15 protein-coding genes are annotated in these 16552 nt (G+C 44.5%); 2 read left to right on the top strand and 13 right to left on the bottom strand.

Features of this window, described 5'->3' with window-relative positions; translation table 11 throughout:
• Positions 1-142 precede the first annotated feature (142 nt).
• Positions 143-1582, top strand: a complete 1440-nt coding sequence (locus ACLGGR_RS08270) for a sigma-54 interaction domain-containing protein (RefSeq protein WP_410972864.1) — start codon at positions 143-145, stop codon at positions 1580-1582.
• Positions 1583-1612: 30 nt separating this feature from the next.
• On the opposite strand, the gene ACLGGR_RS08265 is transcribed toward ACLGGR_RS08270, so the two are convergent.
• Complete coding sequence (locus tag ACLGGR_RS08265; protein ID WP_410972863.1) at positions 1613-2350, bottom strand: FadR/GntR family transcriptional regulator; 738 nt, start codon at positions 2348-2350, stop codon at positions 1613-1615.
• Between the two features lie 172 nt (positions 2351-2522).
• Positions 2523-3821: an RNA polymerase factor sigma-54 gene (gene rpoN, locus ACLGGR_RS08260; protein WP_410972862.1), complete on the bottom strand. Its 1299-nt coding sequence runs from the start codon at positions 3819-3821 to the stop codon at positions 2523-2525.
• 70 nt (positions 3822-3891) lie between these two features.
• Here rpoN and yvfG point away from each other — a divergent pair, with 70 nt between their 5' ends.
• A complete protein-coding gene (yvfG, locus tag ACLGGR_RS08255; RefSeq protein WP_142945233.1) occupies positions 3892-4107 on the top strand; it encodes a protein YvfG in 216 nt (71 codons plus the stop codon).
• 177 nt (positions 4108-4284) lie between these two features.
• Here the strand turns inward: yvfG and ACLGGR_RS08250 are convergent, their stop codons facing one another.
• The 11 genes from ACLGGR_RS08250 to ACLGGR_RS08200 are packed head-to-tail and all read right to left on the bottom strand — an operon-like array spanning position 4285 to position 16414.
• Positions 4285-5463 carry a DegT/DnrJ/EryC1/StrS family aminotransferase gene (locus ACLGGR_RS08250; protein ID WP_410972861.1) on the bottom strand — a complete coding sequence of 393 codons (1179 nt, stop codon included), beginning with the start codon at positions 5461-5463 and terminating at the stop codon, positions 4285-4287.
• A complete protein-coding gene (locus ACLGGR_RS08245) occupies positions 5463-6149 on the bottom strand; it encodes an acetyltransferase (RefSeq protein ID WP_251215937.1) in 687 nt (228 codons plus the stop codon). Before ACLGGR_RS08245 ends, ACLGGR_RS08250 begins: the two co-directional genes overlap by 1 nt.
• Positions 6112-6705, bottom strand: coding sequence for a sugar transferase (locus tag ACLGGR_RS08240; protein WP_251215938.1), 594 nt, complete (start codon positions 6703-6705; stop codon positions 6112-6114). Before ACLGGR_RS08240 ends, ACLGGR_RS08245 begins: the two co-directional genes overlap by 38 nt.
• Before the next feature lie 20 nt (positions 6706-6725).
• Entirely contained in the window at positions 6726-8240 is a 1515-nt protein-coding gene (locus ACLGGR_RS08235) for an MATE family efflux transporter (protein ID WP_410972860.1), read from the bottom strand.
• 28 nt (positions 8241-8268) lie between these two features.
• Complete coding sequence (locus ACLGGR_RS08230) at positions 8269-9291, bottom strand: polysaccharide pyruvyl transferase family protein (RefSeq protein WP_410972990.1); 1023 nt, start codon at positions 9289-9291, stop codon at positions 8269-8271.
• Positions 9292-9302: 11 nt separating this feature from the next.
• Positions 9303-10325 (bottom strand): glycosyltransferase family 2 protein, encoded by a 1023-nt coding sequence (locus ACLGGR_RS08225; protein ID WP_410972859.1) that lies wholly within the window; start codon positions 10323-10325, stop codon positions 9303-9305.
• A gap of 27 nt (positions 10326-10352) precedes the next feature.
• Positions 10353-11456, bottom strand: a complete 1104-nt coding sequence (locus ACLGGR_RS08220) for an EpsG family protein (protein WP_410972858.1) — start codon at positions 11454-11456, stop codon at positions 10353-10355.
• Positions 11457-11470: 14 nt separating this feature from the next.
• The gene (locus ACLGGR_RS08215) at positions 11471-12601 is read right to left on the bottom strand and encodes a glycosyltransferase family 1 protein (protein ID WP_251215942.1); all 1131 of its coding nucleotides are present in this window, start codon (positions 12599-12601) and stop codon (positions 11471-11473) included.
• Positions 12594-13433, bottom strand: coding sequence for a glycosyltransferase EpsE (gene epsE, locus ACLGGR_RS08210; RefSeq protein ID WP_410972857.1), 840 nt, complete (start codon positions 13431-13433; stop codon positions 12594-12596). The genes ACLGGR_RS08215 and epsE overlap by 8 nt, the downstream gene beginning before the upstream one ends.
• On the bottom strand, positions 13426-14574 hold the full coding sequence (locus tag ACLGGR_RS08205) for a glycosyltransferase family 4 protein (protein WP_251215944.1): 1149 nt from the start codon (positions 14572-14574) through the stop codon (positions 13426-13428). The genes epsE and ACLGGR_RS08205 overlap by 8 nt, the downstream gene beginning before the upstream one ends.
• Positions 14540-16414, bottom strand: a complete 1875-nt coding sequence (locus ACLGGR_RS08200; RefSeq protein ID WP_142945250.1) for a polysaccharide biosynthesis protein — start codon at positions 16412-16414, stop codon at positions 14540-14542. Before ACLGGR_RS08200 ends, ACLGGR_RS08205 begins: the two co-directional genes overlap by 35 nt.
• Positions 16415-16552 lie beyond the last annotated feature (138 nt).

Here is a 16552-nt window from a genome sequence, read left to right as displayed (position 1 = left end):
AGGATCGTGCCAACTTTCTGCCCGCATCATGTCGGTGATTGATCTGATTCTTCACGCAAAATATCTTTGCATCTGCCAAATAATTTAGAGGAAACCGCAAAATTTTTCATGTAAAATAGAGGTAACGTCTGGAGGTGGCGCAATGAAAGAAGATTCGTATACTGCAAAGCTCGAAAATGAGATTGATCTGTATAAACAAATGCTCGATTTAATAGATGTCGGGGTTCATGCAATTGACGAGAATGGCCATACTGTTGTCTATAATAAAAAAATGATGGAGATTGAGTCTTTGAAACGCTCTGATGTTCTCCATAAAAACGTATTAGACCTCTTCGTCTTCCAAGACGAAATGCACAGCACGCTTGTCCAAGCGCTGCGTACTGGGAAGCAAACCGTTCATGCAAAGCAGACGTATCATAATTACAACGGAAAAGAAATCACAACGATTAATCATACATACCCGCTCGTTCGAGACGGCCTTATCCAAGGTGCGGTTGAAATTTCGAATGATGTGACCAAGCTGGAACGACTGATTCACCATAATATGAAGAAAAAAGGAAGCACATGCTTTACCTTTGACTCCATTATTGGAGAAAGTCCTGCGTTTTTAGAGGTGATTGAGCATGCAAAACGGGCGACACGCACCTCTTCCTATGTGCTCATTGTTGGAGAAACAGGAACAGGAAAAGAACTATTTGCTCAAAGCATTCATAACGGCAGCAGCCGGTCATCTGGACCATTTATTACCCAGAATTGCGCGGCACTGCCTGATAACCTCATTGAAAGTCTGCTCTTTGGTACGCAAAAAGGGGCTTTTACAGGCGCAACTGATCAGCCCGGTTTATTTGAACAGGCACAGGGAGGTACACTGCTCCTTGATGAGATCAACTCATTAAATCCTGGTCTTCAAGCAAAACTGCTGCGCGTATTACAGGAGAAACGTGTAAGAAGGTTGGGCAGCACAAAAGAAATTGCTGTTGATGTGAGAGTCATTGCCAATATGAATGAGGACCCTGTAGATGCAATCGCTGGCGGACGCATGCGCAAGGATTTATTTTATCGATTAGGTATTGTTACTTTATTTATTCCGCCGCTTTCGGAGCGAAAAGAAGATATTCCTACGTTTGTCAGTCACTTTATTCAAAAGTATAATGATCTGTTTCAAATGAAGGTGAAGGCGGCTGATGAAGAGGTACTAGCCCTTTTTCAAGCGTATGATTGGCCAGGTAATGTAAGAGAACTGGAGCATGTGATTGAAGCGGGGATGAATATGATGATGGATGAGGATTCCTTAAGCATGCATCACCTTCCGTATCATTTTAGATTTAAGCACAGGGAAGGGCGCCCTGCAGCGCAATTACAGACGAATCCTTTGCAGCATACCAAAGCAGCTGACACGTTTATCTATACAAGCCCAGAACATACGACTGATTTTCAAACCCAAATGGAACGATTCGAAAAACAATACATCGTCCATTACTTAGAAAAAATGGACGATAATATTTCACAGACTGCAAAGATACTGGGCATGAGCAGGCAAAGTCTGCAATATCGCATGAAAAAGCTGAATATTTCTCGTTAATAATAGAGCTGTGCCCTCATTCGGCACAGCTTACTGTGGTTCTGACTCTTCTGCCGGTTCTTGAATCACATCACTCAGCAGTTTTTCTACATTTTGTAAATGCGTGAGCATCGCTCTTTCTGCTTCTTCTGGCTGCCTTGCCATGACGGCTTTGTAAATATGTTCATGTTCTTTGTAAAGCTGCCGAATAGAGGCTTTTCTTGAAAACAAGACGACTTGTCTCGTCTCCCGCATCGTTTCTACCAGCAAGGTGGAGACCTGATTCATTAACGCTTTTAATAAATCATTCTTTGAGGCTTTGGCTATAGCGAGATGGAAGGAGAGGTCTGCCTCTTCACCAGTTTCTTTATGTGCTTCTGCGAATTTCATTTGTTCGAGTGCCTCACGCAGCTGATGAAGGTCATCGTCCGTTCGGAGCAGCGCTGCCTTTTTGACAGCACCCGTCTCAATAATGGTTCTTAATTCAAGGAGCTGTGTGACATCATGCTGCTTCATCAAAAATGCAGGAGACAGGTTAAATGTGAGCTGTTCAGGATCAAACTGCTTCACATACGTGCCTTCCCCTTGCTTCATCTCTATTAATCCGATCGCTTTGAGAGCAGACAGTGCCTCTCTTACAGCGGAACGGCTGACTTGAAAGCTTTCTGAAAGCGCTTGAACCGAATCTAATTTTTCCCCCGGAAGAAGCTCACCTGTACGAATGGATTCAATTAATGCATCCGCAATTTCTTCATATATTTTTTTCGTTTTGATTTGTTTATATTTCAATTGGTCTCACCTCATCACTGTTGTCTATCCCTATCGGCTCATGCCCTATCTTATACTTTACCCCAAAATTTCCGATCACACGTCTCCCCTCTATAATTTTCAAAAAATCTTCGGGCTGCCTTGCTTTCAACAAAAAAAGAAGCACATGCCATGTTCTGGCAAGTACTTCTTTTTAATCGTATCGCTTCCGCAGCGTAGAGGACGGAAGGTTCATTTGTTCACGATATTTCGCAATGGTCCTGCGCGACACGCGGATGCCGAAGGTTTGCTGAAGCAGCGTCATGATTTGCTGATCTGAATACGGTTTTTTCTTATTTTCCGTTTGGATGAGCTCTGCAATGTGCGTTTTGACAGTGTAGCTGGACGCCTCTTCTAGCGAATGCCCTTCTAATTTTGCTTGGAAAAATTGTTTCATTTCCATGAGACCATAAGGGGTTTGCACCATTTTCCCTTTTACAGTCCGGCTCACTGTTGACTCATGCACTTGCAGTATATCTGCGATCCGCTTCATCGTAAGCGGTTTCATTTTATGTTTCCCTGTAAGGAAAAAATCCGTCTGATGTGAGATAATCTCACGAACGACATGAGTCATCGTTTGCTTTCTTTGCTTGAGCGCTTGGACAAGCCAATTGTACTGCTGCTCTTTTTCCTTTAAATACGTGTATGCTTCATGCCGCTTTTGTTCTTGAATCATGGCGAAGTAGCCTTCATTCATTTCAACGTCTGGAAAAGCGCGCTGATTCAGCTCAAATGTGATGTGATCCTGCATCACAGTAATCGTCACATCAGGCTCTATATACACATGCTCATCATCATATGAGAAATGAAGTCCTGGTCTTGGTTCAAGCTGAGACACTACATCTTGTACCGCTTGGAGTGTTTTCATTGAAATGCCTGTTTTCGCCGCAATTTCCTTCCAAGCCTTTCTGGCAAAAAGAAAGAAATGCTCTTCGATGATCCGCTCGGCTTCATACCAGCGTTCCTTTTTTCTTCTCAGTTGAAGGAGGATGCATTCCTGCAATGATCTCGCGCCAATACCGGCAGGCTCTAGGGATTGCAGCTGATGAAGGACGGCTTCTACATCTTCAGCTGGCACCTCTAAGACAGCTGCCATTGCGTCAATCGGTTCATTTAGATAGCCATTGGAATCAATGGACTCAATCATAAAGTAAAAGATTCTTTGATTCTTTTCACTTAAATTTAAATCAATCGCCTGTCTCTTTAAAAACATTTGCAGGCTTTCTTTTTGATGCGTTCGATACGGCTCTGTCATTCGATCGTGTGATTTTTTATGATAAACTGGTTGGTAGCTGTCCGTGTCTTTCCGCTCAATCAGAGGGTTCTCAAGTGCTAACTGGTCAAGATACTCGCCGAGCTCTGTGCAATTCAGCTGCAGCAGCGTAATGGCCTGCCTGAGTTCTGGTGTGAGCACCTGCTTTAATACCTGTTCTTGTTGCAGTTTAAGGCTCATTGTCTCCCCTCCCTCTCATCATTTTACATGAAGATTGACGGACCGTATATACGAAATAGGAGTGATTTCTATGTCTGAACTTTTTTCCGTTCCATACTTTGTCGACAACTTGAAACAGCACATCGCCATGAACCAAAATGAAGACAAGGTTCATGCCATGAATGCCTATTACCGCTCCGTGGTGTCAACACTTGTTCAAGACCAGCTGACCAAAAATGCGGTAGTATTGAAGCGAATTCAGCATCTTGATGAAGCCTATCAAAAGGTGAAAAAAGAAAACGAATGAACGAAAAAGAACACCCTTTGTCAAGATGGCAAAGGGTGTTTATCCTATGCGAAAAGTTTCTGATCCAGCCTCGATTTATACATCATCAAAAAGCCAGAATATTTGAAACGAAATGACAATACTTATTCCTATTTATTCAATAAATTGAGGAATTTGATAGAAAGAGAGGCAGGCTGCTTACGAATGAGCAGCCTGTGAAGAGGTAAATGTTTTTTCTCGCAGTACTTCGCGGAGTATATGGATGATACGCTCCTGATCTACATCTGTCATGCTCGTTCCAGACGGAAGACAAAGCCCCCTCTCAAATAACAGCTCAGATACAGGAGTCCCCTTTTCCGCAGTATAAAAAGAGCAATGACGAAAGAGCGGCTGCTGGTGCAGCGGCTTCCATACACGCCTTGCTTCGATTTGTTCTTTTTCTAAAGCACCAATGATATCTGCTGGAGACAATTGTGTATCACGATCAATGGTCAATGCCGTCAGCCAGCGGTTGGATTTCGTTTCTTGATATTCTGGCATCAAATGAAGACCCTCTGCTTCTGATAAAGCGTCCTGATAACGCTGAAAAATGCGGCGCTTTAGTTCAACACGCTCGTCCAGCACTTCCATTTGAGCAATCCCGACACCTGCTAAGAGGTTGCTCATGCGATAGTTGTATCCCATCTCTTGATGCTCATAGTGCATCGCTTGTTCTCTGGCCTGTGAAGCAAGAAAGCGGCATCGTTCAATCGCAGCTTCATCATCACTCACAAGCATTCCGCCCCCTGATGTTGTAATGATTTTATTTCCATTAAAAGAATAGATACCGAACCTGCCCATTGAGCCGCTTTTTCTTCCTTTATACAGCGCACCTAACGATTCAGCCGCATCCTCAATGACTGGTACATCATATGCTTCACATAAAGCCATGATCTCGTCCATTTTTGCGCTTTGCCCATATAAATGGACAACGATGACCGCGCGGGGTTTTTTCCCAAGACGTTTTGATTCAACAAAGGCTTTCTCTAAAGCGAGCGGGCACATATTCCACGTCTCCCTTTCAGAATCAATAAAAACGGGCTCCGCCTGTTCATATAAAATCGGATTTGCCGTTGCAACAAACGTGAGGGTGGAACAAAAGACAATGTCTCCTTTTTGAACACCGATCAGCTTTAAAGCAAGGTGAATCGCTGCTGTTCCTGAGGATAAAGCCGCTCCTGTCTTCACTCCTGCATAGTCCGCCACTGCCTGTTCAAATTCATTCACAAGCGGTCCAAGCGGCGCAATCCAGTTGCTCTTGAAGGCTTCCTCTATTTTTAGAGACTCTTTTCCGCTCATATGCGGAGGAGATAAGTAAATTCGCTTCCTTTCTTTCATCACTTCCCACCTTCTCTCCGATCTTTGATTTCTATTGCAGGAATTCCTACAGCGACCTTCTGATCATGTATATCTCTTGTCACTGCCGCTCCAGCGCCAATGACCGTCCAGCTGCCAATCGTTGTCCCTGGTGTCACCACGGCACCTGCCCCAATATGGGCACCCTCCCGCACGGATACACCGCCAGTCAGCACCGCGCCTGGTGACAGGTGCACAAACGATTCGAGTATGCAGTCATGCTCTACGATAGACCCTGTATTCATAATCGCATGCTCACCGATGGCTGCATTTGCTTGAATCACTGCCCTTGCCATCACGACAGTCCCCCTTCCAATGACAGCTGACGGACTCATAACCGCATCTGGGTGAATAAGTGTGGCATATGCTGCGTCTTCAAATGAGAGACGTTCCTTGATGAGCTGTCTGCTCTCATTTTGTCCGATCGCAATCAGCCATTTCATATGAGGCATTGTCTCTCTCAGCTGCTCACTCATGGAGATCGGTCCATACAAAATCCCGCTTTGAGTGACCATCTCTTCAAATTGATCATCTAACACCGCACATAATGAGTAATCGGAATGTGCAAAAATGACATCTTGGATGACTTTACTATGTCCGCCGGCCCCAATTAATCCAATGATTTGCTTCTTACATATCGGTTCCTTTGAATTTTTCAGCTGTGGCATGATGTGGTTGCTGCACCCCCTCTGTTTTCATGACTTTCAGCAAGGTCATCCATAAAATTTTCATATCGAGCCAAAACGATTGATGCTCGACATACCAAAGGTCATAGGTGAATTTCTCCTCCCAGGAAAGCGTGTTCCGGCCGTTCACCTGTGCCCACCCTGTTATGCCGGGCTTCACAAGATGACGCCTTGCTTGTTCTTTTGTATACATAGGCAAATACTCCATCAAAAGCGGTCTTGGCCCAACGAGACTGAGCTCTCCTTTGAGTACATTGACTAGCTGCGGCAATTCATCAAGACTAAGCTTTCGAATTAAGGCGCCGGTTTTTGTTAATCGCAGATGATCTGGCAGCAGCACCCCATGTTCGTCGCGTTCATCGGTCATCGTGCGAAATTTATATAGCATAAAAGGCCGGCCATACAGACCCGGCCGCTTCTGCCGAAACACCACAGGCGTTCCAATTTTCCACCTAATCAGTCCATAGATGAGAAGAAAAAGAAGACTGCCTGCGATGAGCAGCGTCAATGCCACTATCACATCTATCACTCTTTTCATTATTGCATCTCCTTTTCATATTAGCGGGAGACCGCATGTTTTACCTTACGCATCAGCTGCATCCGCTCTCGTTTCGTTCCTGCAAACAGATACAAGTAGCCCATATAGAGAATGAAACAAAGCCCGCTAATACAAAACAGCTCCCACCATGAAGTCACATTATATACCGCCTGAATTCCTGCGCAGACGCCCCAAATGAATAGCACTCCTGCAAGAGGAACCAGCGTATGTTGATAAAAGATAGTGCGTTTCTGATTCGTGATGCTGGCCGTATAAAAAGGCAGGAACACGATATTTTTGATCAATAAAACCATTGCCCCTGCTGATGCAATGCCATATAAACCAAGCTGCAGCATATGAGTCAATCCATAAGCAAAAAGCACATTCGACACACCTAATATAAGGGTGACAACCGCCGGAACTTTAAATCGATTAAACACGGTCGGCACATATGTGAGCGGTAAAAACATCAAGGTCAAACATAAATAAGCCGCATGAATCATGAGAAGCCATTTCAGCTCTTCAAAGGCAGGCCCAAGCCATAAAAGCATGAGCGGACCAGCGAGACCTCCTAGAAGTGCGGCTGGGAACGCAACAAATAAGCCGCTCCACTTAATGGCGTTTGCAGCATATTGAATGAGTCCCTCTTTGTCCTGATTCGAATAAAATTTCGTGATCGTTGGGGCAAACACAACGGCCAGTGTCCCTGCCAGTGTGCGTAATAATAATGGAAACTGTAAAATCGCCGCATACTGCCCCGTCGCTTCCGCTCCAATGAGCAAGTTGGTCATCAATAAATCAATTTGTAAAAACAACAAAATCCCCATTTGCTCAAATGAATGCCAGACCCCTGATCGAACAAGAGTGAGACTAGACGATAATGAGACGTGCCGCCACTTAAACGAAAACCAAGGGATGAGTTTCTTAAAATAATAGATACCGATTCCCATAGCTGCTAAGCTTCCAATGACGGCCGCAAGTGGAATATGCCAAATGGCTGGTGTCGTCCATGTAAACAGGATGACAATCATCAGTGCCCTCAAAAACATTTGAATCGCTTGTCCAACACTTGATACATAGAGCTTATTCGCATAAAACGGTGCAGCCCCAATGCCAGACATGACGAAATTGAGCATAAATAAAAGACCCCCTAAAATAAAGGCAGTCTGTGTGTCTTTTGCGAGATGAACAGGCACATGAAGCCACTCAACCAGCTGATGAGACATGAAAAGACAAAGCAAAAAGAGACTAATAGATAGTAAAAACGAACTGACGAAATAGGAAGCGAGATAGCGCTGCGCCTTCTCCATCTCTCCTTTATGAGCCGCCACAGAAAAAAATCGCACAACAACCGCACTTAACGAAGCCGTAATGACCGATAAATAGTTGATCATATTTTGCGTCAGATGGATTAAGCCGAATGCTTCCACTCCAAGCGTATGAACAATATAAGGTGTTAAACAAACAGACATAAGCATCATGAGGACAAACGTGATTAAGTTCGCACTGGCATTGTAAAGAAACGCCCGATTCATTGTGCTTTCACGCAGTGTTTAAGAGCCTTCATCCAGCTTCCTCTCCCTTTTGACCGCTTGTTTTCATCAGCTGATGAACTGCCTCTTTCACAGCTGCCTCATTTGGTTCTTTTAAAAGGGTCATAAACGGAAGGTGAGCCACCCACTCAAATCCCTCCATTACCTTATGATCAAACGATCTAAGGACAACACACGGTGTATGAGTGATCGCACAAAAAATCATGCCATGCAGACGATCTGTCACGACAACCTGCGCTTTTTTAAACTCCGTCCACAAAGCCGTTAATTCATCTAAGCGAGTTGTTCGATCGACTCGTTTGCCAATTGTCGTTGTGATCAAACCGACTTGATTATATGTCTCTTGGATATGCTGCTGTAGCTGCTGGCGCGATTCCTTTGTCAGATATGCTTCTTGATCCTCACGCAGACAAAGCAGAACCCCTTCACGTGTTTCATCCTTTGATGATTCGTCTAATGACAGCACCATATCAGGCTGCTTCCACACATCTTGATCAGGAAAATGCTGCTTCATCCATTCATAGGTTGTTTGATCTCTTGCCATGAGGAGCAGTCTTGGGTGCTGCTTATACGTGTGAATGGCGCGGCGCTCCTCTCGTTTTCCTCTCTTTGTTTCTGTAAAATGTACAGTGGCAGGCAGCTGGATCATGGGGTAGGACTTGAAGGCCTTGATAATAAATTGTCTCGTCCATTCTTCGTACCGGTATAAATCCCCCATATTGCCCCCACCGATGATACAGACGATGTCTTCTGGGTGCCGGCTGCGCTTTAGCGGACGGGCAAGGCGATAGATCTCTTTCATGTCCACTTCTATGATGTCATAGTCTGGAAATAGTTTCTTTAAAAAACAATAACTAGCATAGGCAATCGCATGATCCCCTAAATTATCATGTCCCGGCAGCAGCGTGAGAATGATTTTCTTCTGATGACTCAGCTCTGGCAGCCTTTGGCGGCTCAGTCTATACTCAAGCGGATATTTGATTTTTAAGAGCAGCCACTCTGCGGTGTTCGCCTTCAATTGCTGCAATGTCAAACCCATCACCCCTATTTCCTTGTCTGATATTCGATCCATTTTTGATAGCTTGAAGCCGCAGCAGAAAGCGGATAAATCAATCGGCACTTAGCAAGAAATAAAATCATCCGCTTTCGAACTGTGAGCTTTGATGGCTCCACTTGTTTGACGGCATGCTGAAAAGCATCATGTGTCACCATTTCCCGCATGTGATCAAGCTTTTCCTGAATAGAGAGGGCATTTTGGCTCTTCCATTCGTTGAGCATACAATGAAGCGTATGATTGACGATAAAAAAATCTAATGCTTTCTCATACAGAGAGATGTCATCATGCTCTTTTAAAAACAAGCGCTGCGCATGATAAAAGGTCAGTCCATGATGAAAATACTGCTTCTGATATCGCTGCACAATAGATGACAGATGAACCCTGTAATAATATAGGGGCTCATGAACAAAAGCGATGCTGCGTGATAAAGAAAAACAGCGCAGCGTCACATATTGATCTTCAATGTTCTCAAGCTCACCCCGCAGTGGAAATCGAATGTGGTGTTCTTCCATAAAGGCACGCCGATACAGCTTATTCCATGAGAATCCAGTCAAGTCTCCGTGTAATAACGCTTTGATTAAATCCGTTTTTTCGGCTGAGCGCTTGTCTAACAGCGTCGTTGGTATCGTTCGCTTTGACTGTTCAAATTGAATCCAATACTCACTCACGACAAGATCTGCCTCGGTCATTTCAGCTTTTTCATACATAGCTTCACAGTAATGAGGAGCGAGAATATCATCTGAATCCACAAAGGCGAGATACGTCCCTTTCGCTTCCTCGATGCCCCGGTTTCTCACAGCACCTAACCCTTGATTGGGTTGATGGATTACCCGGAAACGCTTATCACGCTCAGCAAACGCTTCAAGCCATTCTCCGCTGTGATCGGTCGATCCATCATTGATAAGAATGACTTCTATATCGGAAAAGCTTTGATCTGCAATTGATTGAAGACATTGCTCCACATATTGACTCGTATTGTAAACTGCGACCAATAGACTGATAGCTGGCATTACAGCATGCCCCACCTTTCTTCAAATCTACTTTGTAAATATCGTTCTATACGGCAAAACTGAAGAATCGAACGGCATCAGCATGATGCTGTACAGAATATAGCAAACAGCAATCCCTACATACATAAAAACGTTAGACCGCTGATCAAAAATGCGTGTGAAATATGGCAGTAAAATGAGCTGATACAAACCAAAATAAATATGAAATCTTGCATAAATGACATCCTTCGTTGCAAGGATGCCAAACAAGAAACCAAGCAAACAAAAATTCACAATGTAATCACTCTCAGGCGTCAGCTCACGAAGTCGTTTTCGATAAAAGAAAGCAAGCATAAGCGGCAAAATCAAGACACCGATTTTTGTTACATTCATTCCATTCGTATTCGTCGTGAGCCATTCTTCGTAATGACCATATGAACTGCCTTGCAGCATCACCACAAACACCGAGACAAAACGGTCATAAAGAGCGGTTAAACCTAAGAAAATCAGGCATAAGACCAGCATCATCCAAGACCAAGCCTTTGTTCTCACGATAAAATACACAGGAATCATGATGAGGGCCGATGAATGAAACAATGAACATACAAGGACGAGCGGAAAATACAATTTCCACTGACCATTGATCACCAACCGGATGGCATAAAAAAGAATCGCTGCCACCATATACTGGCGCATGCCATTAAATGACGCATAATAATGAAAGGTCCCAAGAAAAAGCAGCATACTCAGCTCAAATGGACGGCCATATTGTATTAGCGTCTTGATGATAAAAAAATAAGTAATGGCTCCGACTGAGATATACATGATTTGCGGATCATGAGACAGTTGATTAAGCATCCATAAAATAAACGTAAACCCTGGATCCGTTGCGGCCTTATCCACACCGAATCCAAATATATGCCAAGGCCTTTCATAATTGATGGAAAACTCATACATCTGGCCATATGTGACAAAATCGGTTCCTACTTTATACCGAATACCAGCTACGATACAAAGAAACAAAAACGGAAAAAACACCAGAAGCTTATTAGGCCGCCATCCGCTTTGAATGGTATCATCACGTCTGCCGTAAAATGCGGCAAAGCTCGACCATAAATAGACCATGATCATGTTCACCAAATAAACCGCCATCTGCCCTTCCTTCCTTACAGTCCATATAGATTCATCACACGTGTAATATTCTGTTTCACATCAAATCCTCTTTGTTCAAGCTGAGAGGTAATGGTCTCTTGAAGCGGAGGTTCTGCATGATACGCTTCAAGCACCGCCTTCATCCATTCATGCGCGGAATCTCGCAGCGACATCCTTTTCACAAGCCCGCAGCCTAAATCCACTTCCTCTGTAATATGATCTGAAATCACACAAGGAAGCCCAGACGCCTGTGCTTCCACTAATACAAGCGGAAGACCTTCAAACAAGGAAGGCATCACAAAAACATCAAATGCTTTCATATACTGCGGAACGTCTGATACGACGCCTGTAAAGACAATGTCATCCATCAAGCCTGCCTTCTCCGCATACGATTCGACTACTTGCTTCAGCGGTCCATCCCCTACGAGGACAAGCTGAAATGAAACTCCTTGCTTCTTTAAAGTCTGGGCCAGTTCTATAAAAAAAACGTGATTTTTTTGCTCATGGAACCGCCCAATATGACCGATGACCATGTTTTTTCCGCAAAGATGAAGCTGCTTTTTGATCTCTGCCTTTTCGTCTGGATCAGGCTGAAAAAAAAGGGATAAATCAATCCCATTTGGCAGCACCTCAACTTGCCCATTCTGCATTTTTTTCTGTCCAAATAAAAAGACACCGGCATCCTCGCCGCATGCAACAAGCTGTGTAGAGAACGCAAAGATCAGCTGGCGAAATCCTTTGAGCATCATATGATCCAGCCAGTTTGGTGACTGCTTCCACGCTGTATTATGTGAATGGCAAATGCGCACCTTCACACCCGCTCGTTTTGCAGCAAGTGCGGAGAAGCCTGTTTGAAAATCCGTATGTGCATGCACTGCCTGATAGGGTCCTGTTTTCTTGATCGTCTTTGTCAATGTTTTCACAAAAGTCACCGGAGAGGACGCCCCAATACTCGGGACGTAAAAGATGCGTCCCCCAAGCCGGCGAATTTCCTCATCATAATCACAGACGTCCTGCCGGTGGGTAATGAAATCAAATTGAAGGACATTCCTATCGAGTGCACGATAGATATTCATGATCATCGTTTCAGCTCCGCCGCGGTTCATCCCGCCCACAATATGAAGCACGCGCTTTGGTTCACTCATCCCGAACCGCCCTCCTCTTCAGCATAGACGACGCCAGCTTCCGGCGATGATAAAGCTTCATGACCTTCGGTGACAAGCAGGCACGGACCACCGGCTTTAAAGCAAATAAATAGTCAAGCGGCGACAGCTTTAATACCCAGCATGCTTTCAAAACGAGCCAGGCATTATCCATCGAATATCGAAATTTTCGCCGCTGAAAGGCCGCTTCATCCTCTCTCACCAGATATAACGGATCTTGTAAATTAAAACCTTTCCTCCCAGCAGCAAAAAAGCGGATCCAAAGATCGATATCTTCCATCCGCCTTGTTGCTTTCACAGAGCGATAGCCATGTAAAGCCTTGTATGCAGAAGCCCGCATCATAATGGTCCCATGACAAAAAGGGGTCCCTCTTGCCAACACTTTCCGATCAGGCTCTGAAACAAGTGCCCTCACACCCTTTGTTCCCGATTCATCAAAAACCGTCATCGCCGTACCGACCACATCATATTCAGGATATGTATCGAGGAAATGAACCTGTTTTTCTAAACGAACCGGCACAGACATGTCGTCGCCATCCTGCCTTGCAATCAACTCTCCCCTCGCTTCAGCCAGGCAGCGATTGAGACTGGCCGCGAGTCTTTGATTTTGTTTATTGCGGATCAGGCGAATTTTTTCAGGATGTCGTTTTGTATAAGACAGCACTTTCTCATAAGTGCCATCTGTTGATGCGTCATCACATATGATGAGCTCCCAGTTTTCATATGTTTGATGAAGAATGGATTCAATGCTTTCTTCTACTGTCTCTTGGCAATTGTAGACGCCCATGATCATAGACACCTTTGGTTTATGCATGCTGTATCACCTTCTCTGCTTGATCCATATAGATTGTATAAATTTCTTCCATTGCACTGATCGTCTGCTCCTGTGCAAATGCATGAGCCATTGAGCGCCCCGCTTTTCCCATGAGAAGCAGCTGATCCTTTTTGTCATAGAGCTGCTGCAAATAATCAGCTAAACCATTCACATCTTGCGGTTTAACTAAAAAACCATTGACGCCATGTTTGACAAGCTCACAATGCCCTCTATTCTCCGTTGCAATCACAGGTTTTTCTGCAGACATCGCTTCAAGCAGGTTCATGCCGAGTCCTTCTCTCAAGCTGGTAGAAACACACACATCGCTCATATGCATCCATTCCTCCATTTGTTTGCAAAACCCAGCAAAGTGGATATGCTTTTCAAGTTGGAGCTGGCGGGTAAGCTTTTCATAGTTTGGCCTCATTGTCCCTTCCCCGGCAAACACGATCTTCATATTTGGTATTTTCCTAGACAGCTGTGCACATGCTTTGATGAGCATTCCTTGATTTTTATTCATGTTTAATTCGCCAGCACACAGCACGATAAAATCATCCGAGGAAAAGTCATATGCGGCGCGAAGGCGCTGCTTCTCTTTTTCATCGACTGGTGCGAACCGTTTCATATCCACACCCATACCGGGCACATAATAAACAGATGTCCGCTCTTTTGATAAACGGTCGGCTCTTTTAAAATCTTCTCCATTAATGGTGATCAAAGCGTCTGTATAGCGGGCGAGAAATCTCTCAATTGGATAATAGAGCAGCCAGTTTTGAAGCGGCGCCCCCTGCCAAAAGTGAAAACCATGTGCTGTGTAAAGAACCTTCGTTCCTTTTTTGCGCATGCCTTTGGCTGCGAGCCTGCCAATGACACTTCCCATTGGTGTGTGGCAATGGATGATATCATAGTGCTCTTTCGCTAACAGCTTCTTCAGTTCTACATACGCAAGCCGGTTGCGTACATGAAAAGGAGAACGTTGAATCGGAATCGAGTGAGCTTGATTCACATGGGGCAGCTCCAGCTGGCCATTTGCCGCTGTATGCACTTCCCAACCTTGTTCCTGAAACCACCGGAAATACGGAAGATGAAAGGCCTTAAAGTGATAATCAACCGTTGCGCAAAACAAGACTTTTTTCTTCATTGGCAAGCGCTTCCTCCTCTCGTTTCATCTGATCGGACAACATATCATGCGACTCAATGGCAGCAAATAATGCTTGTCTCATTTGCTCTTCACTCATCATGTCAAATTCATGGATAAAGCGGTTCAGCACATATGGGTCACCATCCAGCGCTTGGCCGATGTGAATTTTCGGGAAGATTTGCTCCTGTGCTTTTTCATGCTGGTTGAGTAATTCCTCGTACATTTTCTCTCCAGGACGAATGCCTGTGAAAGTGATCGGAATCTGGTCTGTGGTGTAGCCTGAAAGGTGAATGAGGTTTTCTGCGAGGTCCACGATTTTCACTGGTTCCCCCATATCTAAAACAAAAATCTGTCTTCCTTCTGCCAGTGCACCTGCCTGTATCACAAGCCTTGATGCTTCTGGGATGGTCATAAAATATCTTGTCATGGCTGGATGTGTGACCGTCACCGGCCCGCCTTGCTCGATTTGTTTCTTAAAAATAGGGATGACGCTCCCCCTGCTCCCGAGTACATTTCCAAATCGAACGGCGACAAATTTTGTTTCGCTGCTTGCCCCCATTTGCATGATTAGCATTTCAGCAAACCGTTTTGTGGCTCCCATCACATTGGCAGGGTTGACCGCTTTGTCAGATGAGATGAGGACAAATGTTTCAATGCCGTGCTCGTGTGCAGCTTCTGCGACATTTTTTGTCCCGATAATATTGTTTTTCACGGCTTCTTTCGGACTGATCTCCATGAGCGGGACATGCTTATGTGCCGCAGCATGATAAATCATATCCGGCTGAAATTGACCAACAATTTCACTCATTTTTTGTTTATCTTGAATATCCGCAATTTGTGGATAGAGTCTGATGCTGTCTCCATACAATTCTTTCAGCTCTAGTAAAATAGAATGAATGCTAAATTCTCCATGTCCCACAAGTACAATCGCTTGAGGAGCAAACACACAAATTTGACGGCAGATTTCTGACCCAATCGATCCGCCTGCCCCTGTGACCATGATCGTTTTTCCTTTTAAATGTACAGTTAGACGGCTCGTATCTAATTGAATCGGTTCTCTTCCTAATAAGTCCTCTGGCTGTACATCCCGTAATTGATTCAGCGCATGGCTTCCTTTTAAAATCTGCTCCATTTCCGGCATGATCTGTGTTTTGACTCCGGTCGCTACACATTCCTTATACAGCCCTTTTAAGGTGTGGCTGCTTTTGGACGGAATGGCGATGATGATCTTCTGAATATCCATCATGACGACAGCTGTTTGAATTTGTTCTTTTCCTCCTATGACAGGCAGACCCATAATTTCAAGCCTATGCTTCGTCTTGTCATCATCGATGAAGGCGACTGGCTCAATATGTACATCACTCGATTGCTGAAGCTGACGAACGAGCATGGTCCCCGCTGATCCGGCGCCAATAATTAATGCCCGCTCCTTTTCTGCCTGAAGCCGTTTTGCCCCGTCATGAAATAGCCTAGAAGCCATACGAGATGCACCGATGAATAAGATATGAAAAAGCCACACGATGAATAAAAACCGAAATGGCCATGTCTGCACGAAAAGATACAGCATTGTCATCGAAAATAAAAAAGAACACACAAAGGTCTTCATTAAAGAAAATAGCTCTCTTACTCCTGTATAAGCCCATACTTGCTTGTACACATGAAATATGCAGGCAAATATATGGTGCCCAATGAGCAGACTGAGAGAAGAAATGGCGAGCATTTCAAATGTATATACGGTTAAGGCCGCCTCTTGGACAAATTGAAAGCCAAAAAAGACGGCAACTAAGATGAGATATGAATCTAGTGCTACGATGATTGATAATCTTTGGGCGTAAGTCAACGCTCCTCCCCCTTTTTAAAGCATCACTATTCTTACGTAACATGGGCATCAAACCCGTCCTCACACCCCACTACTGATGACGAGCATCTAAGGCACCGGTTATGCCCACAGCAGGATCGAGTGCCTCCATTGTTAAAG

The organism is Bacillus sp. BD48 (genome assembly GCF_046566805.1).
GTDB classification, from domain to species: domain Bacteria; phylum Bacillota; class Bacilli; order Bacillales; family Bacillaceae; genus Bacillus; species Bacillus safensis.
This window is presented reverse-complemented; position numbering and strand designations above follow the sequence as displayed.

Bases quoted from the DNA above. Each gene is read 5' to 3' on its own strand.
- ACLGGR_RS08245 (WP_251215937.1), bottom strand. From the start codon at position 6,149: ATGCCACAGCTGAAAAATTCAAAGGAACCGATATGTAAGAAGCAAATC.
- ACLGGR_RS08235 (WP_410972860.1), bottom strand. From the start codon at position 8,240: ATGAATCGGGCGTTTCTTTACAATGCCAGTGCGAACTTAATCACGTTT.
- ACLGGR_RS08250 (WP_410972861.1), bottom strand. From the start codon at position 5,463: ATGAAAGAAAGGAAGCGAATTTACTTATCTCCTCCGCATATGAGCGGA.
- ACLGGR_RS08225 (WP_410972859.1), bottom strand. From the start codon at position 10,325: ATGCCAGCTATCAGTCTATTGGTCGCAGTTTACAATACGAGTCAATAT.
- rpoN (WP_410972862.1), bottom strand. From the start codon at position 3,821: ATGAGCCTTAAACTGCAACAAGAACAGGTATTAAAGCAGGTGCTCACA.
- ACLGGR_RS08205 (WP_251215944.1), bottom strand. From the start codon at position 14,574: ATGAAGAAAAAAGTCTTGTTTTGCGCAACGGTTGATTATCACTTTAAG.
- epsE (WP_410972857.1), bottom strand. From the start codon at position 13,433: ATGCATAAACCAAAGGTGTCTATGATCATGGGCGTCTACAATTGCCAA.
- yvfG (WP_142945233.1), top strand. From the start codon at position 3,892: ATGTCTGAACTTTTTTCCGTTCCATACTTTGTCGACAACTTGAAACAG.
- ACLGGR_RS08220 (WP_410972858.1), bottom strand. From the start codon at position 11,456: ATGGCGGTTTATTTGGTGAACATGATCATGGTCTATTTATGGTCGAGC.
- ACLGGR_RS08215 (WP_251215942.1), bottom strand. From the start codon at position 12,601: ATGAGTGAACCAAAGCGCGTGCTTCATATTGTGGGCGGGATGAACCGC.
- ACLGGR_RS08240 (WP_251215938.1), bottom strand. From the start codon at position 6,705: ATGAAAAGAGTGATAGATGTGATAGTGGCATTGACGCTGCTCATCGCA.
- ACLGGR_RS08270 (WP_410972864.1), top strand. From the start codon at position 143: ATGAAAGAAGATTCGTATACTGCAAAGCTCGAAAATGAGATTGATCTG.